General features: G+C 70.0%; 26 protein-coding genes. 9 read left to right on the top strand and 17 right to left on the bottom strand.

Features of this window, described 5'->3' with window-relative positions; translation table 11 throughout:
• Positions 1–15: 15 nt before the first annotated feature.
• Complete coding sequence (locus tag ABZS64_RS16395) at positions 16–822, bottom strand: hypothetical protein (RefSeq protein WP_355829195.1); 807 nt, start codon at positions 820–822, stop codon at positions 16–18.
• Positions 823–1,028: 206 nt separating this feature from the next.
• Between ABZS64_RS16395 and ABZS64_RS16390 the strand changes: the two genes are divergently transcribed.
• The 5 genes from ABZS64_RS16390 (at position 1,029) to cseC (ending at position 5,450) form a co-directional block, all read left to right on the top strand.
• Positions 1,029–1,937, top strand: coding sequence for an A/G-specific adenine glycosylase (locus tag ABZS64_RS16390; RefSeq protein ID WP_355829192.1), 909 nt, complete (start codon positions 1,029–1,031; stop codon positions 1,935–1,937).
• 239 nt (positions 1,938–2,176) lie between these two features.
• Positions 2,177–2,749 carry a SigE family RNA polymerase sigma factor gene (locus ABZS64_RS16385; protein WP_355829189.1) on the top strand — a complete coding sequence of 191 codons (573 nt, stop codon included), beginning with the start codon at positions 2,177–2,179 and terminating at the stop codon, positions 2,747–2,749.
• On the top strand, positions 2,737–3,408 hold the full coding sequence (locus ABZS64_RS16380) for a hypothetical protein (RefSeq protein ID WP_355829186.1): 672 nt from the start codon (positions 2,737–2,739) through the stop codon (positions 3,406–3,408). Before ABZS64_RS16385 ends, ABZS64_RS16380 begins: the two co-directional genes overlap by 13 nt.
• A gap of 12 nt (positions 3,409–3,420) precedes the next feature.
• On the top strand, positions 3,421–4,128 hold the full coding sequence (gene cseB / locus ABZS64_RS16375; RefSeq protein WP_355829184.1) for a two-component system response regulator CseB: 708 nt from the start codon (positions 3,421–3,423) through the stop codon (positions 4,126–4,128).
• Positions 4,125–5,450, top strand: a complete 1,326-nt coding sequence (gene cseC / locus ABZS64_RS16370) for a two-component system sensor histidine kinase CseC (protein ID WP_355829182.1) — start codon at positions 4,125–4,127, stop codon at positions 5,448–5,450. Before cseB ends, cseC begins: the two co-directional genes overlap by 4 nt.
• A 33-nt stretch (positions 5,451–5,483) precedes the next feature.
• Here cseC and ABZS64_RS16365 read toward each other — a convergent pair whose 3' ends face one another.
• From ABZS64_RS16365 to ABZS64_RS16355, 3 genes are all read right to left on the bottom strand, one after another.
• Positions 5,484–5,930, bottom strand: coding sequence for a VOC family protein (locus tag ABZS64_RS16365; RefSeq protein ID WP_355829180.1), 447 nt, complete (start codon positions 5,928–5,930; stop codon positions 5,484–5,486).
• Between the two features lie 73 nt (positions 5,931–6,003).
• Positions 6,004–6,411 carry a helix-turn-helix transcriptional regulator gene (locus tag ABZS64_RS16360; protein WP_355829271.1) on the bottom strand — a complete coding sequence of 136 codons (408 nt, stop codon included), beginning with the start codon at positions 6,409–6,411 and terminating at the stop codon, positions 6,004–6,006.
• 172 nt (positions 6,412–6,583) lie between these two features.
• A complete protein-coding gene (locus tag ABZS64_RS16355; protein ID WP_355829177.1) occupies positions 6,584–8,194 on the bottom strand; it encodes an MDR family MFS transporter in 1,611 nt (536 codons plus the stop codon).
• Positions 8,195–8,297: 103 nt separating this feature from the next.
• Here ABZS64_RS16355 and ABZS64_RS16350 point away from each other — a divergent pair, with 103 nt between their 5' ends.
• Positions 8,298–8,858, top strand: a complete 561-nt coding sequence (locus ABZS64_RS16350; protein ID WP_355829174.1) for a helix-turn-helix domain-containing protein — start codon at positions 8,298–8,300, stop codon at positions 8,856–8,858.
• A 31-nt stretch (positions 8,859–8,889) separates the two neighbouring features.
• Here the strand turns inward: ABZS64_RS16350 and ABZS64_RS16345 are convergent, their stop codons facing one another.
• On the bottom strand, positions 8,890–9,618 hold the full coding sequence (locus ABZS64_RS16345) for a M23 family metallopeptidase (RefSeq protein WP_355829171.1): 729 nt from the start codon (positions 9,616–9,618) through the stop codon (positions 8,890–8,892).
• 534 nt (positions 9,619–10,152) lie between these two features.
• Here ABZS64_RS16345 and dacB point away from each other — a divergent pair.
• Entirely contained in the window at positions 10,153–11,766 is a 1,614-nt protein-coding gene (gene dacB / locus ABZS64_RS16340) for a D-alanyl-D-alanine carboxypeptidase/D-alanyl-D-alanine-endopeptidase (protein WP_355829168.1), read from the top strand.
• Positions 11,767–11,848: 82 nt separating this feature from the next.
• Here dacB and ABZS64_RS16335 read toward each other — a convergent pair whose 3' ends face one another.
• The gene (locus tag ABZS64_RS16335; protein ID WP_355829165.1) at positions 11,849–14,374 is read right to left on the bottom strand and encodes an ATP-dependent Clp protease ATP-binding subunit; all 2,526 of its coding nucleotides are present in this window, start codon (positions 14,372–14,374) and stop codon (positions 11,849–11,851) included.
• A 432-nt stretch (positions 14,375–14,806) separates the two neighbouring features.
• Between ABZS64_RS16335 and ABZS64_RS16330 the strand changes: the two genes are divergently transcribed.
• The gene (locus tag ABZS64_RS16330; protein WP_355829162.1) at positions 14,807–15,421 is read left to right on the top strand and encodes an SCO3374 family protein; all 615 of its coding nucleotides are present in this window, start codon (positions 14,807–14,809) and stop codon (positions 15,419–15,421) included.
• On the opposite strand, the gene ABZS64_RS16325 is transcribed toward ABZS64_RS16330, so the two are convergent.
• The 10 genes from ABZS64_RS16325 to ABZS64_RS16280 form a co-directional block, all read right to left on the bottom strand.
• The gene (locus tag ABZS64_RS16325) at positions 15,400–15,735 is read right to left on the bottom strand and encodes an Lsr2 family protein (RefSeq protein WP_355829159.1); all 336 of its coding nucleotides are present in this window, start codon (positions 15,733–15,735) and stop codon (positions 15,400–15,402) included. The genes ABZS64_RS16330 and ABZS64_RS16325 overlap by 22 nt on opposite strands.
• Before the next feature lie 143 nt (positions 15,736–15,878).
• The gene (locus ABZS64_RS16320) at positions 15,879–16,400 is read right to left on the bottom strand and encodes an amino-acid N-acetyltransferase (protein WP_355829156.1); all 522 of its coding nucleotides are present in this window, start codon (positions 16,398–16,400) and stop codon (positions 15,879–15,881) included.
• Positions 16,401–16,409: 9 nt separating this feature from the next.
• Complete coding sequence (locus tag ABZS64_RS16315; protein WP_355829153.1) at positions 16,410–16,805, bottom strand: BlaI/MecI/CopY family transcriptional regulator; 396 nt, start codon at positions 16,803–16,805, stop codon at positions 16,410–16,412.
• Positions 16,806–16,921: 116 nt separating this feature from the next.
• On the bottom strand, positions 16,922–17,095 hold the full coding sequence (locus tag ABZS64_RS16310; protein WP_355829150.1) for a hypothetical protein: 174 nt from the start codon (positions 17,093–17,095) through the stop codon (positions 16,922–16,924).
• Between the two features lie 14 nt (positions 17,096–17,109).
• On the bottom strand, positions 17,110–17,715 hold the full coding sequence (locus ABZS64_RS16305; protein WP_355829268.1) for a hypothetical protein: 606 nt from the start codon (positions 17,713–17,715) through the stop codon (positions 17,110–17,112).
• A 316-nt stretch (positions 17,716–18,031) separates the two neighbouring features.
• The gene (locus tag ABZS64_RS16300; RefSeq protein ID WP_355829147.1) at positions 18,032–18,829 is read right to left on the bottom strand and encodes a type III pantothenate kinase; all 798 of its coding nucleotides are present in this window, start codon (positions 18,827–18,829) and stop codon (positions 18,032–18,034) included.
• Entirely contained in the window at positions 18,829–19,857 is a 1,029-nt protein-coding gene (gene nadC / locus ABZS64_RS16295) for a carboxylating nicotinate-nucleotide diphosphorylase (protein WP_355829144.1), read from the bottom strand. The genes ABZS64_RS16300 and nadC overlap by 1 nt, the downstream gene beginning before the upstream one ends.
• A gap of 2 nt (positions 19,858–19,859) precedes the next feature.
• Positions 19,860–21,569, bottom strand: coding sequence for an L-aspartate oxidase (locus tag ABZS64_RS16290; RefSeq protein WP_355829142.1), 1,710 nt, complete (start codon positions 21,567–21,569; stop codon positions 19,860–19,862).
• Positions 21,566–22,576 (bottom strand): pantoate--beta-alanine ligase, encoded by a 1,011-nt coding sequence (panC, locus tag ABZS64_RS16285; RefSeq protein WP_355829139.1) that lies wholly within the window; start codon positions 22,574–22,576, stop codon positions 21,566–21,568. The genes ABZS64_RS16290 and panC overlap by 4 nt, the downstream gene beginning before the upstream one ends.
• Positions 22,573–23,493, bottom strand: a complete 921-nt coding sequence (locus ABZS64_RS16280; RefSeq protein ID WP_355829136.1) for a DUF2520 domain-containing protein — start codon at positions 23,491–23,493, stop codon at positions 22,573–22,575. The genes panC and ABZS64_RS16280 overlap by 4 nt, the downstream gene beginning before the upstream one ends.
• Positions 23,494–23,634: 141 nt before the next feature.
• On the opposite strand from ABZS64_RS16280, the gene ABZS64_RS16275 reads away from it, so the two are divergent.
• Positions 23,635–24,777 carry a beta-eliminating lyase-related protein gene (locus ABZS64_RS16275; protein ID WP_355829133.1) on the top strand — a complete coding sequence of 381 codons (1,143 nt, stop codon included), beginning with the start codon at positions 23,635–23,637 and terminating at the stop codon, positions 24,775–24,777.
• Positions 24,778–24,819: 42 nt separating this feature from the next.
• On the opposite strand, the gene ABZS64_RS16270 is transcribed toward ABZS64_RS16275, so the two are convergent.
• On the bottom strand, positions 24,820–25,044 hold the full coding sequence (locus tag ABZS64_RS16270) for a hypothetical protein (protein WP_355829131.1): 225 nt from the start codon (positions 25,042–25,044) through the stop codon (positions 24,820–24,822).
• Between the last annotated feature and the right edge of the window lie 37 nt (positions 25,045–25,081).

Raw genomic sequence — 25,081 nt, 5'->3', positions numbered from 1 at the left:
GGCCGCCGGACGGCCCTAGTCCTTGTCGAGGCGGAACGACGCCGGGCGCACCGTCACCCCCGGGAACTCCGCCTCCACCAGATACGTGCCCGGCGCCACCGCCCCCGCGGGCGGCGTGGCGCACTGCGGTGCGCTCCGCTTGCGGTCCCACTCCACGGTGTGCGTGATGCTCGCCCCCGCCGGAACCCTCAGCAGCAGGCTCCCGGCCGTCCGCGGGCAGTCCTTCGACGACCACACCGCGTCATCCTTGTCGTCGGTGACCGTGAGCACCGCCGCCTTGGGCCCGAAGTCCGCCTTGCATGTCGTCGCCGACGAGTTGGAGACGACCAGCTGGAACGAGGGCTTCTCCCCCGGCCCGTACGCGACTTCAGCACTCCGCAGGGTCAACTTCAGTGCGCCCGGGGCGCAGTCGGGAAGACTGGAGCCCGCCGGAACCTGCTGGCCGCCCCCGGCGCCCCCGGCCGCGCCGCCCGCACCTGCGGCGCCGCCGCTGCCCGAGCCGGCGCCACCGTCACCGCCCGTACCGCCGCCCGTACCGCCGTCGCCACCCGTGCCGTCGCTGCCACCGGATTCGCCCGACTCGTCGCGCCCGCCCGGCTGTTCACTGATCGCGGGACCGGACTGCGAAGGTCCGGGCGTGATGGAGGGCGCGGGCGTCGCGCCGTTGGCGCTGTCGTCGGTCGTGTCTCCTTTGCCGCCACCGGAACTGACGGCCCATACGATCAGCACCGCGAGCAGCGCGATCAACGACGCCGCGACTGCCCTCCGTCGCCAGTAGATGGAGGAGGGGAGCGGCCCGATCGGATTGCGCATAGATCCCACGGCCCAAACTCTACGAGAGATCCGGGCCAACTCCGGCCCCACCCGCCGCCCGACTTCGCAAGTTCTGCGGATCATCATCACGGGCAGCACGGCCCCGTGCGCACGATGTGACAGCGGAGCCGGACGGCCTGCCGTCGAGAGAAGGCGGCAGCCTCACGGAGCGTATGCAGCATCGGCTCCCCGGGACGTGCCAGGATCGGAGTGCCATGACTGACACCACCACAGACCCTGCACCGGCTGACGCGGCGTCCCTGCACACCCCCGTCATCGCCTGGTTCGACGAGCACGCCCGCGATCTGCCCTGGCGCCGCCCTGAAGCCGGCGCCTGGGGTGTGATGGTCAGCGAGTTCATGCTGCAGCAGACCCCGGTCAGCCGGGTGCTGCCCGTGTACGAGCAGTGGCTGGCCCGCTGGCCCCGTCCCGCCGATCTCGCGGCCGACGCGCCCGGCGAGGCGGTCCGCGCCTGGGGGCGGCTCGGCTATCCGCGCCGTGCGCTGCGCCTGCACGGGGCCGCGCAGGCGATAACGGAGCGGCACGGCGGCGATGTGCCCAGCGACCACGCGCAGTTGCTCGCGCTGCCCGGCATCGGGGAGTACACGGCGGCCGCGGTGGCCTCCTTCGCGTACGGACAGCGCCATGCCGTCCTCGACACCAATGTCCGCCGCGTGTTCGCGCGGGCAGCGACCGGCATCCAGTACCCGCCGACCGCGACGACGGCGGCCGAGCGCAAGCTGGCCCGGGCGCTGCTGCCCGACGACGACGCCACAGCGGCCCGCTGGGCTGCGGCGTCCATGGAGCTGGGCGCGCTGGTGTGCACCGCGAAGAACGAGGACTGCTCGCGCTGCCCCATCGCCACCGGGTGCGCCTGGCGGCTGGCGGGAAAGCCCGCGCACCAGGGTCCCGCGCGCCGTGGCCAGACCTATGCGGGCACGGACCGCCAGGTGCGGGGCAGGCTCCTCGCCGTACTGCGCGAGGCCGTGGTGCCGGTGCCGCAGTCGGTGCTGGACACGGTCTGGCACGAGCCTGTGCAGCGGGCGCGGGCGCTGGACGGACTGGTCGCGGACGGCCTTGTGGAGCCTCTGGAGAACGGCGTGTACCGCCTACCCCAGAGCTGACGCAGAGCCGAAACAGAGCAGACGCAGGGCCGAACCGGCGCCCGGTCCGTGACGGGCCCGGGTGCCTTTTCCCACCCGAACCGTGCCTGAAACCTCTCCTGTTACACAACCGATGGACGGCCGTGCGTCCTCCGACGGCTGGACCGCACAGGCCCGTGACAACAGCTCCGTAGCTTCATGTCGCGTAAGGGAACGGCAGTTGCTTGTCACGGGGATTCACGGGGACGGAGGCGGTTGAAATGGCGCACAGCGAGGTGCTCGAGTTCGAAGAGTACGTACGCAACCGGCAGGAGGCTCTGCTGCGCAGTGCCCGGCGTCTCGTACCCGACCCGATCGACGCCCAGGACCTGCTGCAGACCGCTCTGGTCCGCACCTACGGCCGCTGGGACGGCATCGCCGACAAGTCGCTGGCCGACGCCTACCTCCGCCGCGTGATGATCAATACGCGTACGGAGTGGTGGCGGGCCCGCAAGCTCGAAGAGGTCCCGACCGAGCAGCTGCCGGACGCGAGCGTCGAGGACGGCAGCGAACAGCGCGCGGACCGCGCCCTGCTGATGGATGTCCTGAAGGTGCTCGCTCCCAAGCAGCGCAGCGTGGTGGTGCTGCGACACTGGGAGCAGATGAGCACCGAGGAGACAGCTGCCGCGCTGGGCATGTCGGCCGGTACGGTGAAGAGCACGCTGCACCGGGCCCTCGCCCGGCTGCGCCAGGAACTGGAGAGCCGGGACCTGGACGCCCGCGCCCTCGAGCGCGGCGAAGTGCGGCGTGACCGTGAGCACGACGAACGGGGGCAGGAGCGGTGCGCGGCCTGAAAGGCAGGGGCGGAAACCGAAGCCTGGCGGCGAGTGGCGCGGCGGTGGCCGGGCTCGCCGCCGTAGGCGTGTTCACCGTCGCCTGCTCCTCGGGCGGCACGGGTGTGCAGGACGAGGGCGCGGCTCATGCCGACGCGCTCGCCAAGGCCACCCCCTCGACCAATGCGAGCCCCACGAGCGGTGCGCAGAAAACCGAGGGCCTGAACCCGGTGAAGCTGATCATGAGTGACCCCAAGGTCAGCGAGCGGGTCAAGGCCGACCTCAAGCCGTGCGCCAAGGACTCCTACCCGGTGGACACGTCCTACGGAAACCTCACAGGCGGGACCACGCCGGATGTGGTCGTCAACGTTCTGACGTGCGGCGATGCGGTCGGCATGGGCACGTATGTGTACCGCAACAACGGCGAGAAGTACGAGAATGTCTTCGCCGCCCAGGAGCCCGCGGTGTACTCCGCGATCGACCGGGGCGACCTGGTGGTGACCAAGCAGGTGTACGCCAAGGATGATCCGGTCGCCGAACCGTCGGGCGAGGAAGTGACCACCTACCACTGGGCGGGCGGGAAGTTCGTCCAGCAGTACTGGGTACGCAATGAATTCAGCAGAGCGGTTGGCGAGGGCGAGGCAGTCGTCCCCGAACCGCCGTCGACGAGCGAGAACTGAGAGAGCAGCGGGATGGCCGAGACCCATGTCCTGTTCGTGGAGGACGACGACGTCATCCGTGAGGCGACCCAGCTTGCGCTGGAGCGCGACGGTTTCAGGGTCACCGCGATGCCCGACGGGCTCCAGGGCCTCGAGGCGTTCCGGGCGAACCGGCCGGACATCGCGCTGCTCGATGTGATGGTGCCGGGCCTGGACGGCGTGAGTCTGTGCCGCCGTATCCGGGACGAGTCGACCGTGCCCGTGATCATGCTCTCGGCGCGCGCCGACTCCATCGACGTGGTGCTCGGCCTGGAGGCCGGCGCCGACGACTATGTGACCAAGCCCTTCGACGGCGCGGTACTGGTCGCCCGTATCCGCGCGGTCCTGCGCCGCTTCGGCCACGCGGGAGGGGCGGCCCGCGGCGATTCCGGCGCCGCGAGCCAGGATCCGCAGGAGGCGCTGCTGGCCTTCGGTGATCTGGAGATCGACACGGAGGGCATGGAAGTGCGCAAGGCCGGTGAGCCTGTGGCGCTGACGCCGACCGAGATGCGGCTGCTGCTGGAGTTCTCGTCCGCGCCGGGCACCGTGCTCTCCCGCGACAAGCTGCTCGAGCGGGTCTGGGACTACGGCTGGGGCGGCGACACCCGGGTCGTGGACGTCCATGTCCAGCGGCTGCGTACCAAGATCGGACAGGACCGGATCGAGACGGTCCGCGGCTTCGGCTACAAGCTCAAGGCATGAAGCGGCTCGTACTGCGCACCGGAGTCCGCTGGAAGATCAGCATCGCGATCGCAGCCGTGGGTGCGCTGATCGCCGTGGCGCTGAGTCTTGTCGTGCACAACGCAGCCCGCGTCTCGATGCTGGACAACGCGCGCGATGTGCAGATGGACCGGGTGCTGCTCGCGCAGCGCTGGTACGAGACGTCCAAGAAGGACACCCGCTTCAACACCAAGATCAAGATCAATGACCCCGCGCTGCCCAAGTCACTCCAGAAGCTGATGCGGGAGAAGCGGCGCGGCACCTTCGTGGACGAGGGCCACGGCAACACGCCCGACATCTGGGCCGCCGTCCCCCTCTCCAACGGCGATGTGCTCTCCCTGCACAGCGAGTTCACCGGCCGCAGCGCCACCGTCATGAAGGACCTCGACCGGGCGCTGATCATCGGCTCCGTCTCGGTGGTCTTCGGCGGCTGCGCACTCGGCGTGCTGATCGGCGGACAGCTCTCGCGCAGGCTGCGCAAGGCCGCCGCGGCCGCCGGCAATGTCGCCCAGGGCAATACGGACGTACGGGTCAGGGACGCCATCGGCGGTGTCGTACGCGACGAGACCGACGATCTCGCCCGCGCCGTCGACGCGCTCACCGACGCGCTGAACGAGCGCATCGAGGCGGAGCGCCGGGTCACCGCGGACATCGCGCACGAGCTGCGCACCCCCGTCACAGGACTGCTCACGGCGGCCGAGCTACTGCCGCCCGGCCGCCCCACCGAGCTCGTACGGGACCGGGCACAGGCCATGCGCACCCTGGTCGAGGACGTCCTGGAGGTGGCCAGGCTCGACAGCGCGTCGGAACGGGCCGAGCTCCAGGAGATCGCGCTCGGGGAGTTCGTCAGCCGCCGGATCGCGGCACTCAACCCCGACGTGGTGGTCCGAGTCGTGCACGAGTCCTGGGTCAGCACCGATCCGCGCAGGCTGGAGCGCATCCTGCTCAATCTGCTGACCAACGCCGCCAAGTACGGAAAGCCGCCCATCGAGGTCACGGTCGAGGGCCGCGTGGTGCGGGTCCGCGACCACGGTCCCGGCTACCCCGAGGCGCTGCTGCGCGAGGGCCCGAGCCGCTTCCGCACCGGCGCAAGCGACCGCGCGGGCACCGGCCACGGCCTGGGCCTGACGATCGCGGCAGGCCAGGCGCGCGTCCTCGGCGCGCGGCTGACCTTCCGCAATGCCGCGCCGGAAGGCATGGAGACGCCCCTGGGCGAGTCGGGCGGCGCGATCGCGGTGCTGTGGCTGCCCGAGCACGCGCCGACGAACACCGGCAGCTTCCCGATGATGCCGCTCTCGGACTGACAAACCTCAGCCGGCAGGCCCGGCTGACAGGGCCTAACAGGCCCAGTCCTTGTCGAGGTCGAGGTCGCCCTCGCGCCGCTGGGTGAAGGAGTACCAGTTGCCCGAGTCGTCGCGCAGGATCGCCTCCGTGCCGTACGGACGCTCCTGCGGGGGCTGCAGGAACTCCACCCCCCGCGCCTTGAGCTTCTCGTAGTCCCCGTGGACGTCGTCGGTGGTCAGAACCCCGGCGCCCATGACCCCCTTGCTGATGAGCGTCTTCATCGCCTCGGCCGCCTCCGGGTCCATCGCGGGCGCGCCCGGCACCATCAGCGTCAGCTCCACGTCCGGCTGATCCTTGGCGCCCACGGTCAGCCAGCGCATCCCGCCGTCGCCCATGGTCATGTCGGTGCGGACCTCAAGACCCAGCTTCTCGGTGTAGAACTCCTTGGCCCGGTCCTGGTCCAGGACCCAGACGGTGGAAATGGCAAGACCCTTGATCATGAGGTGCTCCTCGGTGGGGGTGTGCCGAGCGGGGTGTGTCCTGCTCGCCCTGCCACCGTAGGCAGCGGCCCGGTCAGCCGGCTTCTCCAGAATTGCTCTTCTCGCCCCGGCCCGGATCGGCCGCGCTCTGCTTGCCGGGGAAGCCGCCGGCCCACAGCAGGGCATAGCACCCCGGTATCAGCGCAGCCCCCCGCCCCACATGCCTGGCCCGGTACTCGCTCGGGGTCAGCCCCGTCTGCTTCTTGAACCGGGTCGAGAAGGTGCCGAGGCTGCTGAAGCCGACGAGTGTGCAGATCTCGGTGACGGACAGATCCGCCGAGCGCAGCAGCTCCTCGGCCCGCTCTATGCGCCGGCGGGACAGATACTGGCCGGGCGTCTGTCCGTACACCGCCTTGAAGGCGCGCACGAAGTGGTACCGCGAATACCCGGCATGGGCGGCGACCGCGTCCAGGTCGAGCGGCTCGGCCCAGTCGCGGTCCATGGCGTCCTTGGCGAGGCGCAGCTGCCGCAGATGGGCCAGGCGCGCCGGCGCCGCAGTGGTGCTTTCCACACATCCGATGCTGGCACGCACCACTGACAACGGCCCCCGGTGTGCACACGGGGTGCACACCGGGGGCCGTCGGCCGGGTCTTCTGCCGGGTCCTGTGCCGAGGTCAGACGGTCTCGGCCACCTTTTCCACAGGCTCGTCGGCGGCGGCCGCCGGCGCCGGGCCCGCCCCGCGCAGCGGAACCTCCTTGACGAAGAAGGCCGCCACGAAGGCGATGACCGTGACCGTCGCCCCCAGCAGGAAGGCCGCGTGCGTGCCGGACGAGACCGCGAACTCGTACGCCTCGCGCACCGGGTCCGGCAGCTTGGCCAGGCTGGCGGCGTCAAGCTGCGCGGAGTGCTGGGTGATCGCCGAACCGCCCCTGGCCGTCATCTCGTCCTGCACCCGGCTGGTGAACAGCGCGCCCATGATCGCGACGCCGAAGGAGCTGCCGAGCGTACGGAAGAGGGTGGCGCCGGAGGACGCGACGCCCATGTCCTTCAGCTCCACGCTGTTCTGCGCGACCAGCATGGTGATCTGCATCAGGAAGCCCATGCCCGCGCCGAGCACCGCCATGTAGAGGCCGGAGGTCAGCCGCGAGGTCTCGGTGTCCATCGTCGAGAGCAGGAACAGGCCCACCATCATCAGCCCGCCGCCGATGATCGGGAAGAGCCGGTACTTACCGGTGCTGGTGGTGACCCGGCCCGCGATCATCGAGACGACGAGCATCGACATCAGCATCGGAAGCAGCAGCAGTCCGGAGTTGGTCGCCGAGGCACCCTGCACCGACTGCTGGTACAGCGGCAGGAAGAGCACCGCGCCGAACATCACGAAGCCGGTCAGGAAGCCGATCACCGACATCAGCGTGAAGTTGCGGCTGCGGAAGATGTGCAGCGGCATGATCGGCTCGGCGGCCTTGGTCTCGACGAAGAAGAAGCCGGTGAGCGCCGCCACGCCGATGGCGATGAGCTCCATGATCACGGCCGAGTCCCAGGCGTACTCCGTACCGCCCCAGGTGGTCACGAGCACGATCGAGGTGATGCCCACGGTCAGCAGCCCGGCACCCAGATAGTCGATGCGCGGCTTCGTCCGCTCCTTCTTCGGCAGGTGGAGCACCGTGGTGACCATGGCGAGCGCGACGGCGCCCAGCGGCAGGTTGATGTAGAAGCTCCAGCGCCAGCCGAGGTGGTCGGTGATGGTGCCGCCGACCAGCGGTCCGCCGATCATCGCGACGGCCATGACGGCCGCCATCATGCCCTGGTACTTACCGCGCTCCCGCGGCGGAACCAGATCGCCGATGATCGCCATGACGCCGACCATCAGGCCGCCCGCACCCAGGCCCTGAATAGCCCGGAAGCCGATGAGCTGGCCCATGTCCTGGGCCATGCCGCTGAGCGCCGAGCCGATCAGGAAGATCACGATGGAGGTGAGGAAGGTGCCCTTGCGGCCGTACAGGTCGCCGAGCTTCCCCCAGATCGGGGTGGAGGCGGCGGTGGCCAGGGTGTACGCGGTGACGACCCAGGACAGATGCTCCAGGCCGCCGAGGTCGCCGACGATGGTCGGCATCGCGGTGCCGACGATCATGTTGTCGAGCATGGCCAGCAGCATGGCGATCATGAGCGCGAGGATCACGACCCGCACGCTGCGCGCCTGCGGCTGAGCCTCTTGCTGCACCTGCGCCTCCCCCCGCGCCTCGGCGCTGGGCTGTTTCTTCTTGTCTCTCGCTATACCGGCCATCGTTCCCACTCCCCGACACTTACTTGCCGCCCGGCTAGTTGACTACACTGGGAAGGTAGACCCGTAACTAGCCGGGCGTCAAGTAAGTACCCAGGAGAGCCCCATGGCCAGAGGCAACACCCGCCAGCGCATTCAGGACGTGGCCTTGGAGCTCTTCGCCGAGCAGGGCTACGAGAAGACCTCACTGCGCGAGATCGCAGAGGCCCTCGACGTCACGAAGGCGGCGCTGTACTACCACTTCAAGACCAAGGAAGACATCCTGGTCAGCCTCTTCCAGGACCTCACCAGGCCGATGGACGAGCTGATCGAGTGGGCGCACACACAGCCGCACACCCTGGAGACGAAGAAGGAGATCCTGCGCCGCTACAGCGAGGCACTCCTCGGCGCGGCCCCGCTCTTCCGCTTCATGCAGGAGAACCAGGCGACGCTGCGCGATCTGAGCATCGGCGAGACCTTCAAGGACCGCATGCTGGCGATGCTCGACCTGATCAAGGAGCCCGAGGCCAAGCTGCCCGACCAGGTCCGCTGCTTCAGCGCGCTCTTCACGATGCACGCCGGGATGTTCCTGCTCAAGGACGTCGAAGGCGACCCGGAGGACAAGCGCATGGCCGTCCTCGAGGTCGCCATCGATCTCGTGAGCCAGGCTCACGGCGTCAAGAACTGACGCGGGCGTCAGAACCGGCCGGACCGGTGCGTCAGACGGAGACACCCTCGGCGCGCAGGAAGGCCATGGGGTTGACCGCGGAGCCGTAGTTCGGGGTCGTACGGATCTCGAAGTGCAGGTGCGGGCCGGAGGAGTTACCGGTGTTGCCCGAGCGGGCGATGGCCTGGCCGGTCTTCAGGTTCTGGCCGACGTGCACGTTGATCTGCGACAGGTGGGCGTACTGGGAGTACGTGCCGTTGGCGTGCTTGATCACTATGGCGTTGCCGTACGCGGGACCGTCGCCGCCGCCGTTCGGGCCGGCCTTCACGACGACACCGCCGTGGGTGGCCTTGACCAAGGTGCCGACGGGAACGGCGAAGTCCTGGCCGGAGTGCTTGTGCGACCACATGGCGCCGCCCTGGTTGAAGCTCGCGCTCAGCGTGTAGTGGGTGACCGGCTTGACCCAGCCGACCTTCTTGGCGGCCTTGGCCTTGGCAGCCTTCGCCGCGGCAGCCTTCACGGCGGCGGCCTTCACCGCGGCAGCCTTGACGGCCTTCGCGTTCGCGGCGGCCTTGGCGGCTGCGGCTGCCTTTGCCTGCACGTTGGCCTGAGCGGCCACGGCGGTGGCGGGAGTCGCGGCTGCCGCCTTGCCCGCAGTTGCGGAGGCGACACCGGCACCGGCTCCGACGACCATCACGGCGCCGAGTCCGGCAGCCACGACGGCACCACGGTTACGGAGCACGGACGGGCGGAGACGGTGGTTGATGACGCGCTTCGACATACGGGAGAACCTCCGGGCATGAATGGACCCGGCACACAGGCGCCGGGCTGGCCATCCCTTGGTAACCCGAGCCCCCGTTCCACCTCAAACCACCCATCTACGACATTGCGTCGTAGCTGCCATCCCGGGAATCCGACCCTTGACGCCGCTCCTGCCGCGTCCGGAGTCCCTTGAAAATCGGACAAACCATCCCAGCGTGGAGAGGTTTAACCCCATGTACGAACCGAGCGAAAGCGACATCAGGCACGGATAAGGACCTCTCTCCCATCTCTGGGCCAAAGGTCCCGCCGAGACCGGGACGGGAGACCCCCGACAGGGGCTGAACGGTGCTCCTATTCCGGCTAGTAGAGCCGGATGGGCCTGTGTGGCTTGTCACGGACCGAGGGCCGGGCGAGGCCCCTGGGTGTTGCCCACGACACACCAACACCCAAGCCCCGAATGCCCCTTTCGCCCGAAAAGTGCACTTGGGTTCGTGCTCACAGGGCCGAACCGCCACCTTCCCGCCCCGCCCGCCCTCCGGGATGCTCCTGTGCCATGAGTAGACCCGTGATTCCCTCGACCCGAGGCCGCGGACAGCGCCGCGGCCGGCTCCGGCCCGCCGTCTTAGGGCTCGTCTGCATCCTGACGTCCGCACTCACCTGGAGCGCACCAGCCGGGGCCGGTCCTTCGGACACCGGGCTCAAGGGCGCCATCGACAAGATCCTCACCGACGCCCGCCTGGACGGAGGGGCAGCAAGTGTCGTGATCGCCGACGCCGCCACCGGGGAGCGGCTCTACCAGCGGGACGGCGCCGACCGCCTGATGCCCGCCTCCAACACCAAGCTCGCCACGTCCACCGCCGCGATGGCCCTGCTCGGCCCCGACTACCGCTTCAGCACCGACGTCCTGTCCACCGGCCGCCGTGACGGCTCCACCCTCCGCGGCGACCTCTATCTGCGCGGCAGCGGCGACCCCACGACCCTCGCCAAGGACTACGACCGGCTCGCCGCAGACCTCGCCGCCTCGGGCGTGAAGCGGGTCACCGGCCGTCTCGTCGCCGACGACACCCGCTTCGACACCCAGCGCCTGGGCCGTTCCTGGGCCGCCGACGACGAGTCCTCGTACTACTCCGCGCAGATCTCACCGCTGACCGTCGCGCCCGACACGGACTACGACGCCGGCACGGTCATCGTCGAGGCGCTCCCCGGCGCCGCCCCCGGCGACAAGCCGCGCGTGAAGCTCACCCCGCCGACCGACTACGTACGCCTCGACATCCGCGGCACCACGGTCCCCGCCGGGCAGACCGACACACTCGCCATCGAGCGGCAGCACGGTACCAACACGATCACCGTCAGCGGCAACATCCCCGTCGGCGCGAGCGCGACCAAGGAATGGGTGACCACCTGGGAGCCCACGGGCTACGCCGCCGCGGTCTTCTCCGACGCGCTGGCGGCCCACGGCGTACGCATATCGGGCAGCCCCCGCCTCGGCCGCGCGACCCCGCCAGGCGCGAAGCTCCTCGCCTCCCACAACTCCATGCCACTGCGGGAGTTGATGCTCCCGTTCATGAAGCTGTCCAACAACATGCACGCCGAGGCGCTCACCAAGACGATCGGCTACGAGACGGCCGGCCGCGGCACCTGGGACGCGGGCCTGTCGGCGATCGGCGGCTACTTGCAGAAGGAGGGCGTGCAGACTTCCACGATCCGCCAGTTCGACGGCTCGGGCCTGACCCGCATGAACCTCTTCCCGGCCGAACAGCTCGCCACCCTGCTCCTGTCGGTACGGGACGCTTCTTGGTACGCCGACTGGTACGCATCCCTCCCGGTGGCCTGCAACACCGACCGCGCGATCGGCGGCACCCTGCGCTCCCGTATGTGCGGGACCCCTGCGGCTCTCAACGCCCGGGGCAAGACAGGGTCGTTGACCGGCGCCTCGGCGCTGTCGGGGTATGTGAAGGATGCCGGAGGACGTGAACTCGTCTACAGCATCGTCCTCAACAACTACCTGGCGTCTTCGGTGAAGAGCATCGAGGACGCGATCGTGGTCACGCTGGCGAAATCGGACACCGCGGCGGGCACGATCAACGCCGCGGCGCCGAAGGCGGCGCGCAGTACGGATGCGCCGGCCGATCTCGAATGCTCCTGGCAGAAGCCGAAGTTCTGCTGAAACGCCGCACGGAAAAGGGGCTGCCCCGGAACCATCACTGGTTCCGGGGCAGCCCCTTCAGACACTCAGCTCAGCGCGAGCGTCATGCGTCCTTCGACAGGTTCGGACCGGCACCGCCGGCCGCCTGCTCGATCGGAGGCACGTCGGGCAGCGGGGACTTCTCCTCGCCACGGAAGGTGAACTTCTTCTCCTCACCCTCGCCCTCGGTGTCCACGACCACGATGTGACCGGGGCGCAGCTCGCCGAAGAGGATCTTCTCGGAGAGCTCGTCCTCGATCTCGCGCTGGATCGTCCGGCGCAGCGGCCGGGCGCCCATGACCGGGTCGTAGCCCTTCTTCGCGAGGAGCGACTTGGCCGTAGCGCTGAGCTCGAGGCCCATGTCGCGGTCCTTCAGACGCTCGTCCACCTTGGCGACCATGAGGTCGACGATCTGGATGATGTCTTCCTCGGTGAGCTGGTGGAAGACGACCGTGTCGTCGACACGGTTGAGGAACTCGGGCCGGAAGTGCTGCTTGAGCTCTTCGTTGACCTTGTTCTTCATCCGCTCGTAGTTCGACTTGGTGTCGCCCTGGGCGGCGAAGCCCAGGTTGAAGCCCTTCGAGATGTCCCGGGTCCCGAGGTTGGTCGTCATGATGATGACCGTGTTCTTGAAGTCCACGACGCGGCCCTGGGAGTCGGTCAGGCGACCGTCCTCCAGGATCTGCAGAAGGGAATTGAAGATATCAGGGTGGGCCTTCTCGACCTCGTCGAAGAGGACGACGGAGAACGGCTTCCGGCGCACCTTCTCGGTGAGCTGGCCGCCCTCTTCGTAACCCACGTATCCGGGCGGGGAACCGAAGAGACGGGAAACCGTGTGCTTCTCGCTGAACTCCGACATGTCGAGGGAGATCAGCGCGTCCTCGTCGCCGAAGAGGAATTCGGCGAGCGTCTTGGAGAGCTCGGTCTTACCGACACCGGACGGGCCGGCGAAGATGAACGAGCCACCGGGGCGCTTCGGGTCCTTCAGACCGGCGCGAGTACGCCGGATCGCCTGGGAAAGGGCCCTGATGGCGTCCTTCTGACCGATGACGCGCTTGTGCAGCTCGTCCTCCATGCGGAGAAGTCGTGAAGACTCTTCCTCGGTCAGCTTGAAGACGGGAATGCCGGTCGCCGTGGCGAGGACTTCGGCGATGAGCTCACCGTCGACCTCGGCGACGACGTCCATGTCGCCGGCCTTCCATTCCTTCTCGCGCTTGGCCTTCGCGGCGAGCAGCTGCTTCTCCTTGTCGCGGAGAGAGGCCGCCTTCTCGAAGTCCTGGGAGTCGATCGCCGACTCCTTGTCACGGCGGACGCCCGCGATCTTCTCGTCGAACTCGCGGAGGTCCGGCGGCGCGGTCATCCGGCGGATGCGCATCCGGGAACCGGCCTCGTCGATCAGGTCGATCGCCTTGTCCGGCAGGAAGCGGTCCGAGATGTACCTGTCCGCCAGCGTCGCGGCCTGGACCAGCGCCTCGTCCGTGATGGAGACGCGGTGGTGGGCCTCGTAGCGGTCCCGCAGACCCTTGAGGATCTCGATGGTGTGCGGCAGCGACGGCTCCGCGACCTGGATGGGCTGGAAGCGGCGCTCCAGGGCCGCGTCCTTCTCCAGGTGCTTGCGGTACTCGTCCAGCGTCGTGGCGCCGATGGTCTGCAGCTCGCCCCGCGCCAGCATCGGCTTGAGGATCGAGGCAGCGTCGATCGCGCCCTCGGCGGCACCCGCACCCACCAGGGTGTGGAGCTCGTCGATGAACAGGATGATGTCGCCGCGGGTGCGGATCTCCTTGAGGACCTTCTTCAGGCGCTCCTCGAAGTCACCGCGGTAGCGGGATCCGGCGACCAGCGCACCGAGGTCCAGGGTGTAGAGGTGCTTGTCCTTGAGGGTCTCGGGCACCTCGCCCTTGACGATGGCCTGCGCCAGGCCCTCGACGACCGCCGTCTTGCCGACGCCGGGCTCGCCGATGAGAACCGGGTTGTTCTTGGTACGGCGGGAGAGCACCTGCATGACCCGCTCGATCTCCTTCTCGCGCCCGATGACCGGGTCGAGCTTGGACTCACGAGCGGCCTGGGTGAGATTCCGGCCGAACTGGTCCAGGACGAGCGAGGTCGAGGGGGTGCCCTCGGCCGGGCCGCCTGCTGTGGCGGCCTCCTTGCCCTGGTAGCCGGAGAGCAGCTGGATGACCTGCTGCCGCACCCGGTTGAGATCGGCGCCGAGCTTCACGAGGACCTGGGCGGCGACGCCCTCGCCCTCGCGGATCAGGCCGAGCAGGATGTGCTCCGTGCCGATGTAGTTGTGGCCCAGCTGAAGAGCCTCTCGGAGCGACAGCTCCAGGACCTTCTTGGCACGGGGGGTGAAGGGGATGTGCCCGGACGGAGCCTGCTGGCCCTGCCCGATGATCTCCTCCACCTGCTGGCGGACCGCCTCGAGCGAAATCCCGAGGCTCTCCAGGGCCTTAGCGGCGACACCCTCACCCTCGTGGATAAGGCCCAGGAGGATGTGCTCGGTGCCGATGTAGTTGTGGTTGAGCATCCGGGCTTCTTCCTGAGCCAGGACGACAACCCGCCGCGCGCGGTCGGTGAACCTCTCGAACATCGTTAATCGCTCCTCAGAGCGGTCAGGCAGTAAGGGGTCGGTCCCCTCCCTGTCCTTCCGCAGCTTAGTCCCGCAAGCGGGGACCGCTCATTCCAACTGCCGACACCCGTCTGTGGCCTCCTGACCCCTGAACGCCGACAACTGCTCCAACCCGATGGTGCGAGACGATGTTCCCGCAGGCCAGGCAGTTACCCTCACCATCACTACGCCGATGGCGAACGTGAGACCGCCCTGCGAGCGTGTCGCCCCTCCCCACTAGGAATGTCTTACCCGTAAGCACTGACACTCCATGCGGCGCACACCGGTTCCCTCAGCTACGGGCGAACAACCTTGCGCCTTCGAATGCGCGCGTACGCCCCCAACTCGGACACCCTGTGCGATCGCACTCACACTCTGCGTAACTCCCGGGGTGGCTCTCCCGTTCCCGGGGGTATGGCTTCCATCGTCCCGCTTCCCCGCACGCCCTGCGACAGCAGTGCCGCACGGTGGTACGAGAACGAGCTCGGCTGGGCCGCCGCAGAGGGTTCGCCGGTCCGGCTTCTCACGGGGCTGCGCTTCGATGTGCTGGAGCTGCCCGCGGACGCAGGCGCCGCTGTGCTGCGCCGGACGAACACGGCCGGGCCCGTAGCCCTGGCCGGGCCCGTAGCCCTGGCCGGGCCCGTAGCCCTGGCCGGGCACAGAATGCGGCTCCTGGTGGCCGCGGGAAGCGCGGACGAGCTGCCTGGGCTGCTCGACTGGCTTCAGTGGGGCGGGATCGCGCTCGATCTGACCGCCATCGGCGCGGGCGGATGGATGACCGCCCCGCCGCCGCCCGGATGGCCTGGCTCGCGGGGGGTCGCCGAATGGCTGCGACCCCCCGTGCCGGGGCGCGAGGTGGAGCCGACTCTGCCGGCTCTGGCCCCTTTCGGGCGCAGGGCCGGAACTGGTGGGGGTATCAGCCCCGATCTCGTACGACTCGTGGACACCGTGGCGACCGAGTGCCACCGGGCCCGTTTGCTGCGTACGAATACGCCGCGCACTAAAACTCAGCCGTTGGCCTTCTCGTAAGCCTCGCGAACCGTGGCCGGGACGCGGCCGCGGTCGTTGACCTCGAAGCCGTTCGCCTTGGCCCATGCGCGGATTTCCGCGGTGTCCTTGTTACCGCCCGCGGCGGGACGCCCCTTGCCACGGCCGGATGCGGCGCGGCCACCCGTACGCCGACCGCTCTTGGCGTACGGGTCGAGGAGACCACGGAGCTTGTCCGCATTGGCGGTGGTGAGGTCGATCTCGTAGGTCTTGCCATCCAGAGCGAACGTCACGGTCTCGTCCGCCTCGCCGCCGTCGAGGTCATCGACAAGAAGGACCTGAACCTTCTGTGCCACCGGATTTCCTTTCATCGAAAATGCAGTACGCGGAAAGGAAACCGCTTTTCCTTGGAAAACACAAACCCTTGGGAGAGGTTCAGAAGCTCAAGAACGCGGGAAACATGCGCGATTCGGACATAGGGTTCCGGTTCTTGCGGTGATCACAGGTGCAGAAGCATCCGGCTGTTGCCCAAGGTGTTCGGCTTCACTCGTTCGAGCCCGAGGAACTCGGCGACGCCCTCGTCATAGGAACGAAGCAGCTCGCTGTAGACATCTCCGTCGACCGGAGTCTCACCGATCTCCACGAAGCCGTGCTTCGAGAAGAAGTCCACTTCGAAGGTCAGGCAGAAAACCTTGCGCACCCCGAGCCAGCGAGCGGTCTGCAGCAGCTTGCCGAGCACCTGATGACCGATGCCGGTGCCCTTGAAGGAAGGATCGACGGCAAGAGTGCGTACTTCCGCGAGGTCTTCCCACATGACATGCAGCGCACCGCAGCCGACCACCCGGGCATCGTCGTCGCGTTCCGCGACCCAGAACTCCTGGATGGCTTCGTAAAGGGTGACCGTCGCTTTGTCGAGCAGGATGCCTTCACTCACGTACGGGTCGACGAGTCGGCGGACCTCGTGCACATCGCTGGTCCTGGCCCGCCGGACGGTGATGGCATTTGCTGCGGCATAAGGCATGGCCCGACGCTATCGCCCCGGCTCCGTACCGCCCTCAGGGGCCTCGTCGTCCTGAACCATGCGGACGGCGGCTTGCAGGGACTCACGCTGCTCGGGCGACATCATGCTGAAGAAGGCGACAAGTGCGGCCGCGGGGTTGTCACTCTTCGACCAGGCTTCGTTCATCAGTGCGGCCGCGTAGGCGGCGCGGGTGGAGACCGCTGTATATCGATAGGCGCGGCCGTCGACTTCCCTGCGCACCCAGCCCTTCTGATGGAGATTGTCCATTACGGTCATGACGGTGGTGTAGGCGATGGACCGTTCCTGCTGAAGGTCTTCAAGGACTTCCCGGACGGTGACCGGCCGGTTCCATTGCCAGACGCGTGTCATGACGGCGTCTTCCAGGTCTCCCAATTGGCGGGGCACAGCGCCACCATAGTGCGAGTTGTGGCGAAATGGCCGGTTATTGGCTCAGCAAAAAGGACGTACGGCGGGAAATCAGCCGTACGTCCTCGATGCGGAGCAGTGAGCGCGGGTCGGCGTCAGTCGTCCCGGCCGGCCTGGCGGGTGGACTGCGCGCGGGCGAGCGCGGCGTCCACGATCGCGTCCTCCTTGGCCTTGTTCGGGCCGCCCTGGCTCTTGACGATCGTCACGACCAGGAAGGTGAAGAAGATGGCCATCACCACGGGGGGCAGGAGCGCGGATACGTAGTCCATGGCTCCCAGAGTAGCTATCCGGCGGCGAGCTGTTCCGGTGGGGGGACGGGCTTGCGGCGGGGCGGGAACACTTCGGAGGGCTTGGGCACCGGCCGCTCGCCGGGCGTGGGGGTCTTGGGCTGCGGTTCCTGCTGCGGCTTCTCGCGGGGTTTCTGCTGCGGCTTCGGCTCGTCGGCGGCGCGACCGCCGGGGAGCGCGTGCAGGCGGGTGCGGGGAGCCGGGGCGCTCGCCGGGGCCGGCCGCACCGCGCGGCCTGCCAGCCGGGCGCGTACGGACTGCTCCGCGAGCGTCTGGCAGCGGTGCAGCACGGCGGCGCCGACGGGATGGCCGCGCAGGGTGCGCAGGGCGGCCAGATCCTCCGGACGGGGGTCGTAGCCGGCGGCAAGGGCGTCCTGGAGGAGCTCCAGATAGCCGGCTGCCGTGCCGGGGAGCGCTTCGCGGTAACGGGCGAGGTCGGCGAGGAGAAACGTACGCAGCCGGCCGGCCTCGCGTACGGCCTCGTCCACGGACTCGGCCAGACGCAGACAGTCCTGGACGTCCTCGTCGGCGAGGGGGACGGGATGGAGGGCGATGGCGAGGGCGCGTCGGAGCACACGCAGCTCGTCTGCGCTGAAGGCCATGCCGCCGCGGGATCCGTATGGCGTGGGCATGGGCCGACGATACGTGCGACGTGGACAAAATCGGGTTAATGCGATGTTCGCGGCGCGGCGGATCCTGCCGGGCGCGCCTGCGGCGGGCCTGTTCCCCACCCCGCCCCTTCCCGAACTGGGGCAAGCCCCGGACCCCGGTGCGGGGGCTCCGCTCCCGGACCCCCGCGCCTCAAACGCCGGCGAAGCTGGATCTGCGTCCGGCCACGCATCCAGCCCCTCCGGCGTTTGAGGACACGCGGCCGAAGGTCGCATACGGGCCGCCGGCCGCACCCAGGGCGCGCGCCGCCTACATCCGGGAGACGTTCCGCTCGTACACCAGCCGCAACCCGATCAGTGTCAGCCACGGCTCGTGTTCGTCGATCGCCGAGGCCTCGCCCAGGACCATCGGGGCCAGTCCGCCCGTCGCGATGACCGTGACGTCGTCCGGGTCGTCGGCCAGTTCGACCTTCATGCGGCGGACCACGCCGTCGACCTGGCCCGCGAAGCCGTAGACGATGCCCGACTGCATCGCCTCGACCGTGTTCTTGCCGATCACGCTGCGCGGGCGGGCCAGTTCGATCTTGCGGAGCTGGGCGCCGCGGACCCCGAGAGCCTCGACCGAGATCTCGATGCCGGGGGCGATCACGCCGCCCGCGTACTCACCGCGCGCGCTCACCGCGTCGAACGTCGTCGCCGTGCCGAAGTCGACGACGATCGCCGGGCCGCCGTACAGGTCGACGGCGGCGACCGCGTTGATGATGCGGTCCGCGCCGACCTCCTTGGGGTTGTCCATCAGGATCGGCACGCCGGTCTTGATACCGGGCTCGACGAGGACGGCCGGGACGTCGCCGTAGTAGCGGCGGGTCACTTCGCGCAGCTCGTGCAGGACCGAGGGGACGGTGGAGCAGATCGCGATGCCCTCGATGCCGTCGCCCAGTTCGTCGCCGAGCAGCGGGTGCATGCCCATCAGGCCCTGCAGCAGGACCGCGAGTTCGTCGGCGGTGCGCCGGGCATCGGTGGAGATGCGCCAGTGCTCGACGATCTCCTCGCCGTCGAACAGGCCAAGGACGGTGTGGGTGTTGCCGACGTCGATCGTGAGCAGCATCAGATGCCTGCCTCGCGCAGGTCGAGGCCGATGTCGAGGATCCGGGAGGAGTGCGTGAGCGCGCCCACCGCGAGGTAGTCGACCCCCGTCTCGGCGTAGGCCCGGGCGTTCTCGATGCTGAGGCGGCCCGAGGACTCGAGCAGGGCGCGGTGCGCGACGATCGCGACGGCCTCCTCGGTCTCGGCCGGGGTGAAGTTGTCCAGCAGGATCAGGTCGGCGCCCGCGTCGAGGACCTCGCGGACCTGGTGGAGGGTGTCCACCTCGACCTCGATGGCGAGGTCGGGGAAGGCGTCCCGTACGGCCTTGAAGGCAGCCGCCACGCCGCCCGCCGCCACCACGTGGTTGTCCTTGACCAGCGCCGCGTCCGACAGGGACATGCGGTGGTTGACGCCGCCGCCGCAGCGCACCGCGTACTTCTCCAGGGCGCGCAGGCCGGGCGTGGTCTTGCGGGTGTCGCGGACCCTGGCGCCGGTGCCTTCGAGCACGTCGGCCCACGCGCGCGTGGCGGTCGCGATGCCGGAGAGGCGGCACAGCAGATTCAGGGCGCTGCGCTCGCCGGTGAGCAGATCGCGGGTGTTGGTGGTGACGGACAGCAGCTTCTGGCCCGCCTTGACGCGCTCGCCGTCCTCGACGTGCCGCTCGACCTCGAACGCGTCGGTGCAGACGATCGACAGGACGGCTTCGGCGATCCGCAGGCCCGCGACCGTACCGGCCTCGCGGGCGGTGAAGTCGCCGGTGGCGACGGCGTCTTCGGGGACGGTCGCCACCGTCGTGACGTCCACGCCGCCGTCGAGGTCCTCGGCGAGCGCGAGGTGCGCGATGTCCTCGACCTGTACGGGATCGAGGCCCGCGTCGGCCAGCAGCTGGGCGAGGCCCGGGTCGAGGCCGCACTCCAGCTCGTCGTACCCCTCCTCGTCGCCTCCACAGCCGCAGGCGTCGCCGCAGCCGCCCGTGGAGGCCGCGGCGGGTGCGCCGATCTGGATCAGCGGTACGTCCACGGGACGCGGACGTTCTTCGGGCGTGCTCACGGTTACGGCTCCCTGGGGGCGACGGGGACGGCGGGGACGGTCGGGGTGAATGCGGTGTTCTCGGTGCGGCGGACCACAAGGCTGCGGTCGGGGGTGAGCCGTACGACGAGGTGGCGGCGCCACTGGTCGTCGTCGCGCTCGGGGCGGTCCTCGCGCCAGTGGCAGCCGCGGGTCTCCTCGCGCCGCAGGGCCGCGGTGGTCAGCACGCGGGCCACGCACAGGAGGTTCGACGTCTCCCACGATTCGACGCCGGGCTCGGCCGTCTTGGCGGCCGAGCCGTTCCGGCCCTCCACGGCGTCGCGGTGGACGGCTTCGAGCGCGGCGGCCGCGGCGGTGAGGCTTTCGGCCGAGCGGAGCACTCCCGCGCCGTGCGACATGATCCGCTGGATGTCGGCCCGCGCCTCGGGGGCGATGAGGGGCAGCACGGTCGGGGTCGCGGACTCGGCGGGCGCATCGGCCCGCAGCTGGGCCCGGGATGCGATGTCGGCGGCGATGCGCTCGGCGAAGACCAGGCCCTCCAGCAGGGAGTTGGACGCCAGCCGGTTCGCGCCGTGCACGCCCGTACAGGCCACCTCGCCGCAGGCGTACAGCCCCGGAACCGTGGTGCGGCCGTGCAGGTCCGTGCGGACGCCGCCGGAGGCGTAGTGGGCGGCCGGGGCCACCGGGATCGGCTCGGTGACCGGGTCGATGCCGTGGGCGCGGCACGCGGCGAGGATCGTGGGGAAGCGGGAGGCCCACATCTCGGCGCCGAAGTGGCGGGCGTCGAGATACATATGGGCCGTGCCCTGCTCCTGCATCCGGCGCATGATGCCCTTGGCGACGATGTCGCGGGGTGCGAGTTCGGCCAGCTCGTGCTGTCCGAGCATGAAGCGGGTCCCGGACGCGTCGACGAGGTGGGCGCCCTCTCCCCGTACCGCCTCGGAGACCAGCGGCTGCTGGCCTTCGGAGTCCGTGCCGAGGAAGAGCACCGTCGGGTGGAACTGCACGAATTCGAGGTCGCTGACCTCAGCGCCTGCGCGCAGCGCGAGCGCGACGCCGTCGCCGGTGGAGACCGCGGGGTTGGTGGTGGCGGAGAAGACCTGGCCCATGCCGCCGGTGGCCAGGACGACCGTGGGGGCGTGGACGGCGCCGACGCCGTCGTGCTGGCCCTCGCCCATGACGTGCAGGGTGATACCGGCCGTACGGCCTTCGGCGTCCGTCAGCAGATCCAGGACCAGAGCGTTCTCGATCGTCCGCAGGCCCGCGTCACGCACGGCCTCCACCAGCGCCCGGGAGATCTCGGCGCCCGTGGCGTCGCCTCCCGCGTGTGCGATACGACGGCGGTGGTGGCCGCCCTCGCGGGTCAGCTCGATCTCTCCGGCGTCCGAGGTGTCGAAGTGCGCGCCGGTGGCGATCAGGCGGCGTACGGCACCCGGCCCCTCGGTGACCAAAGTGCGTACCGCCTCCTCGTCGCACAGGCCCGCCCCCGCGACGAGGGTGTCGTCCAGATGCTGCTCGGGGGTGTCCCCCTCGCCGAGCGCCGCCGCGATGCCGCCCTGCGCCCAGCGCGTGGAGCCGTCGTCCAGGCGGGCCTTGGTGACCACGACCGTGCTCAGCCCGGATGCGGCGCAGCGCAGCGCCGCAGTCAGGCCTGCGACGCCGGAGCCGACCACGACGACGTCCGCGTCGATGGCCCAGCCGGGGGCGGGAGCGTTCAGCCGTATTCCGGTCATGCGGGGGCTCCGAAGGTCAGGGGGATGTTGTCGATCAGCCGCGTGGTGCCGACGCGGGCGGCGACGGCCATGACCGCGTCGCCGGTGTGGTCGTCGGGGACCTCGGTGAAGTCGGCCGGGTCGATGAGGGCCAGATAGTCGAGGTGAAGCGGCGGGGTGGCGCGGGCTGCTTCGTCCAGGAGGGCGCGGGCCGCGGCCCGTACGGCATCGGCGCCGCCCGGTCCCGCCTGCGCCACAGCGTGCGCGTCGGCCGCGGCGCGGGCCTCGCCCAGCTTGGACAGCGCGGCGGCCCGGGACTGCGACGCGGGCTGCGACTGGGCACGCGCGCGCAGCGCCTGCTGGGCGGCGAGCCGGTCGCGGGCCGCGAACAGCGCGCCGGACAGGGCGAGTGCGGTGCGGCGCTCGTCGGCCGAGAGATAGCGGTTGCGGCTGGAGAGGGCGAGGCCGTCCGGCTCCCGCACGGTCGGTACGCCGACGATCTCGACCGGGACGTTCAGATCGCGGGCCATGCGGCGGATCAGGGCGAGCTGCTGCGCGTCCTTCTGCCCGAAGAAGGCGGCATCGGGGCGAGTGAGGTTCAGGAGCTTGGCGACGACGGTGAGCATGCCGTCGAAGTGGCCGGGGCGGCTTGCTCCTTCGAGCCGTTCGCCCATCGGGCCCGCGGCGATCGTGACCTGCGGCCTGCCGCCCGGGTAGACCTCGTCGGCAGAAGGGGCGAACACGACGTCCGCGCCCGCGTCTTCGGCCGTCTTGAGGTCGGTGTCGAGGGTACGGGGGTACCGGTCGAGGTCCTCACCCGCGCCGAACTGCAGCGGATTGACGAAGACCGTGACGATGACGAAGCCCTTGCCGCCGACGTGCTCGCGGGCCGTACGGATCAGGGTGGCGTGGCCCTCGTGGAGCGCGCCCATCGTCATCACGACGGCGGTGCGGCCCGGGACTGCGTGCCGGCCGAGGGCGGAGTTCAGTTCGTCCACGGTCGGAACGAGTTCGAAACCATGGCTCATCGGTGGTCATCCTCCGCGAGAACGCCCAGCAGGTCCTCCGCGAGCTCCGGCTTGAGCAGCCCGTGCGCCAGGGCGCGGTCGGCGGTGGTGCGGGCCATCGCCAGATAGCCGGCGACGGTCCCGGGGGCGTGCTTGCGCAGCTCCGCGACATGGGCGGCGACGGTGCCTGCGTCGCCGCGGGCGACGGGTCCGGTCAGGGCCGCGTCACCGGAGCGCAGGGCGTTGTCGAGGGCGGCGCCGAGCAGCGGGCCGAGCATCCGGTCGGGGGCGGCGACCCCGGCCTTGCGCAGCAGCTCCATCGACTGGGCGACCAGCGTCACCAGGTGGTTCGCGCCGAGGGCGAGGGCCGCGTGGTAGAGCGGCCGGTCCTCCTCCTCGATCCACTCGGGCTCGCCGCCCATCTCGATGACGAGCGCCTCGGCGGCCAGCCGCAGCTCCTCGGGGGCGGTCACGCCGAACGAGCAGCCGGCAAGACGCTGGACGTCCACGGTCGTGCCCGTGAACGTCATCGCGGGGTGCAGCGCGAGCGGCAGCGCACCGGCTCGCATGGCGGGGTCGAGCACCTTCGCGCCGTAACGCCCCGATGTGTGCACCAGCAGCTGCCCCGGGCGCACCGCACCTGTCTCGACCAGGCCGTCGACGAGCGCGGGCAGCGCGTCGTCCGGGACGGTCAGCAGCACGAGCTCGGCGCGGGAGAGTACTTCGGCGGGTGTCACCAGGGGGACGTCGGGGAGCAGTGCGGCGGCCCGTCGCACGGACGCGTCGGAGACTCCGGAGACGGCGACCGGGCGGTGCCCCGCGAGCTGCAATGCCGCCGCGAGAGCCGGGCCGACGCGGCCCGCTCCGACAACGCCGACGCTCAGGCGGGCGGGACGGTCCCGCGGGTCGAGCGGTTCCTGTGGTGCTGTGGCATTCACGCGGCGGGGCCTTCCGTTCCAGTCCGCGGGGGGTACCGGACGATTTCTCGTCATGCTACGCCAGCGCATCTCCACCCCTTGCGGTTGTCCACAGGCTGTGGGCGATCCACGGGAAGCGGGCCGTGGGCGATGATTCGGTGCATGGCTGAAAAGAGCGAGCAGGACGAGCGACGGCGCAGGCTCGCGGCATGGCGGGCCTGCGACCGGGTGCTGTGGCGGGCGTCCGCGGACCGCCGTATCGGGGAACGGCTGACGGCACTGGCGGCGGACGCGAGATCCGTCTACGACCTGGACGAATGGACCGACGTCTACGGCAACGGGGTCGTCGCCGAACTGGAGCAGCGGGTGGCCGAACTGCTCGGCTTCCCCGCCGCGGTGTACTTCCCGACCGGGACGATGGCGCAGCAGGTGGCACTGCGGTGCTGGGCGGGACGTACCGGGAATACGACGGTCGCGCTACATCCCATGGCGCATCCGGAAGTCCACGAGCGGGGCGCGTTCGGGGCGGTGAGCGGGCTGCGCACGGTCCACCCGACGAGTGAACCGCGGCTGCCGACGGAGGACGATGTACGGGACTTCGAGGAGCCCTTCGGGGCGCTGATGCTCGAACTGCCGCTGCGGGACGCGGGGTTCGTGCTGCCCGAGTGGGACGAACTGGTGGCGGTGGTCGAGGCGGCGCGGTCGCGCGACGCGGTCGTCCACTTCGACGGGGCGCGCCTGTGGGAGTGCGTCACGCACTTCGGCCGCCCGCTGGAGGAGATCGCGTCGCTCGCGGACAGCGTGTACGTGTCCTTCTACAAGTCCCTCGACGCGCTCTCCGGCGCGGCCCTGGCGGGCCCGGCGGACCTGATCGAGGAGGCCCGCGCCTGGCGCCACCGGTACGGCGGGATGCTCTTCCAGCAGTACCCGGCGGCGCTGTCGGCGCTGCTGGGCCTGGAGCGCGAGCTGCCGCGCCTGCCGTCGTACGTCGCGCACGCGAAGCTCGTCGCGACGGCCCTGCGCGAGGGCCTGGCGGCGTCGGGGGTGCCGTGGTTCCGCGTCCACCCGGGGGAGCCGCACACCCACCAGTTCCAGGTCTGGCTGGCGTACGACGTGGACGCGCTGAACGCGGCTTCGCTGGCGCAGGCGGAGGAGACGGGCGTAACGCTGTTCCGTCGCTGGTTCACGGAGGGGTGCCCGCCCGGGATCGCGGTCACGGAGATGACGGTGGGGCCGGAGGGGCTGGAGTGGACGGGGGAGGACGTGCGAGAGGCGGTGGAGGAGTTCGCCCGCCGGCTGGGGTGACTCCGGCCGGACCGGTGCGAAGAACCCCGGTCCCGCTCCGGATCAGCCGCAGTTCGCCCGGCTCCGAGGGCCCCGGCGGAGCCGGCGGGCCAGTGCCGCCCAGGCGCGGCCGTGGGCGCGGTGGCCCGAGACGACTGCCTGGAAGCGGCGGTAGTCGCGGAACTCCCGAAGCACCTGCACGTCGTGCAGGCCCGGCTGCGGCGGGGCCTGGTCGCCCCGCTGCGCCGCGCGGTAATTGTCGAGCATGTACTGATGCATGGCGTTCATGCCCTCACGCTGCGCCCGCACCGCACCGCCCGTCGCG

The organism is Streptomyces sp. NPDC005408 (assembly GCF_040606445.1).
Taxonomy (GTDB): Bacteria; Actinomycetota; Actinomycetes; order Streptomycetales; family Streptomycetaceae; genus Streptomyces.
This window is presented reverse-complemented; position numbering and strand designations above follow the sequence as displayed.

What these genes read in the sequence shown, in the direction of transcription:
- ABZS64_RS16275 (WP_355829133.1), top strand. Translation starts at nt 23,635, where the DNA reads ATGGCTGAAAAGAGCGAGCAGGACGAGCGACGGCGCAGGCTCGCGGCA.
- ABZS64_RS16345 (WP_355829171.1), bottom strand. Translation starts at nt 9,618, where the DNA reads ATGTCGAAGCGCGTCATCAACCACCGTCTCCGCCCGTCCGTGCTCCGT.
- ABZS64_RS16330 (WP_355829162.1), top strand. Translation starts at nt 14,807, where the DNA reads ATGGCTTCCATCGTCCCGCTTCCCCGCACGCCCTGCGACAGCAGTGCC.
- ABZS64_RS16320 (WP_355829156.1), bottom strand. Translation starts at nt 16,400, where the DNA reads ATGCCTTATGCCGCAGCAAATGCCATCACCGTCCGGCGGGCCAGGACC.
- ABZS64_RS16310 (WP_355829150.1), bottom strand. Translation starts at nt 17,095, where the DNA reads ATGGACTACGTATCCGCGCTCCTGCCCCCCGTGGTGATGGCCATCTTC.
- ABZS64_RS16365 (WP_355829180.1), bottom strand. Translation starts at nt 5,930, where the DNA reads ATGATCAAGGGTCTTGCCATTTCCACCGTCTGGGTCCTGGACCAGGAC.
- ABZS64_RS16360 (WP_355829271.1), bottom strand. Translation starts at nt 6,411, where the DNA reads ATGGACCGCGACTGGGCCGAGCCGCTCGACCTGGACGCGGTCGCCGCC.
- ABZS64_RS16350 (WP_355829174.1), top strand. Translation starts at nt 8,298, where the DNA reads ATGGCCAGAGGCAACACCCGCCAGCGCATTCAGGACGTGGCCTTGGAG.
- ABZS64_RS16300 (WP_355829147.1), bottom strand. Translation starts at nt 18,829, where the DNA reads ATGCTGCTCACGATCGACGTCGGCAACACCCACACCGTCCTTGGCCTG.
- ABZS64_RS16385 (WP_355829189.1), top strand. Translation starts at nt 2,177, where the DNA reads ATGGCGCACAGCGAGGTGCTCGAGTTCGAAGAGTACGTACGCAACCGG.
- ABZS64_RS16305 (WP_355829268.1), bottom strand. Translation starts at nt 17,715, where the DNA reads ATGGCCTTCAGCGCAGACGAGCTGCGTGTGCTCCGACGCGCCCTCGCC.
- cseB (WP_355829184.1), top strand. Translation starts at nt 3,421, where the DNA reads ATGGCCGAGACCCATGTCCTGTTCGTGGAGGACGACGACGTCATCCGT.
- ABZS64_RS16390 (WP_355829192.1), top strand. Translation starts at nt 1,029, where the DNA reads ATGACTGACACCACCACAGACCCTGCACCGGCTGACGCGGCGTCCCTG.
- ABZS64_RS16335 (WP_355829165.1), bottom strand. Translation starts at nt 14,374, where the DNA reads ATGTTCGAGAGGTTCACCGACCGCGCGCGGCGGGTTGTCGTCCTGGCT.
- panC (WP_355829139.1), bottom strand. Translation starts at nt 22,576, where the DNA reads ATGAGCCATGGTTTCGAACTCGTTCCGACCGTGGACGAACTGAACTCC.
- cseC (WP_355829182.1), top strand. Translation starts at nt 4,125, where the DNA reads ATGAAGCGGCTCGTACTGCGCACCGGAGTCCGCTGGAAGATCAGCATC.
- ABZS64_RS16355 (WP_355829177.1), bottom strand. Translation starts at nt 8,194, where the DNA reads ATGGCCGGTATAGCGAGAGACAAGAAGAAACAGCCCAGCGCCGAGGCG.
- ABZS64_RS16290 (WP_355829142.1), bottom strand. Translation starts at nt 21,569, where the DNA reads ATGACCGGAATACGGCTGAACGCTCCCGCCCCCGGCTGGGCCATCGAC.
- dacB (WP_355829168.1), top strand. Translation starts at nt 10,153, where the DNA reads ATGAGTAGACCCGTGATTCCCTCGACCCGAGGCCGCGGACAGCGCCGC.
- ABZS64_RS16270 (WP_355829131.1), bottom strand. Translation starts at nt 25,044, where the DNA reads ATGAACGCCATGCATCAGTACATGCTCGACAATTACCGCGCGGCGCAG.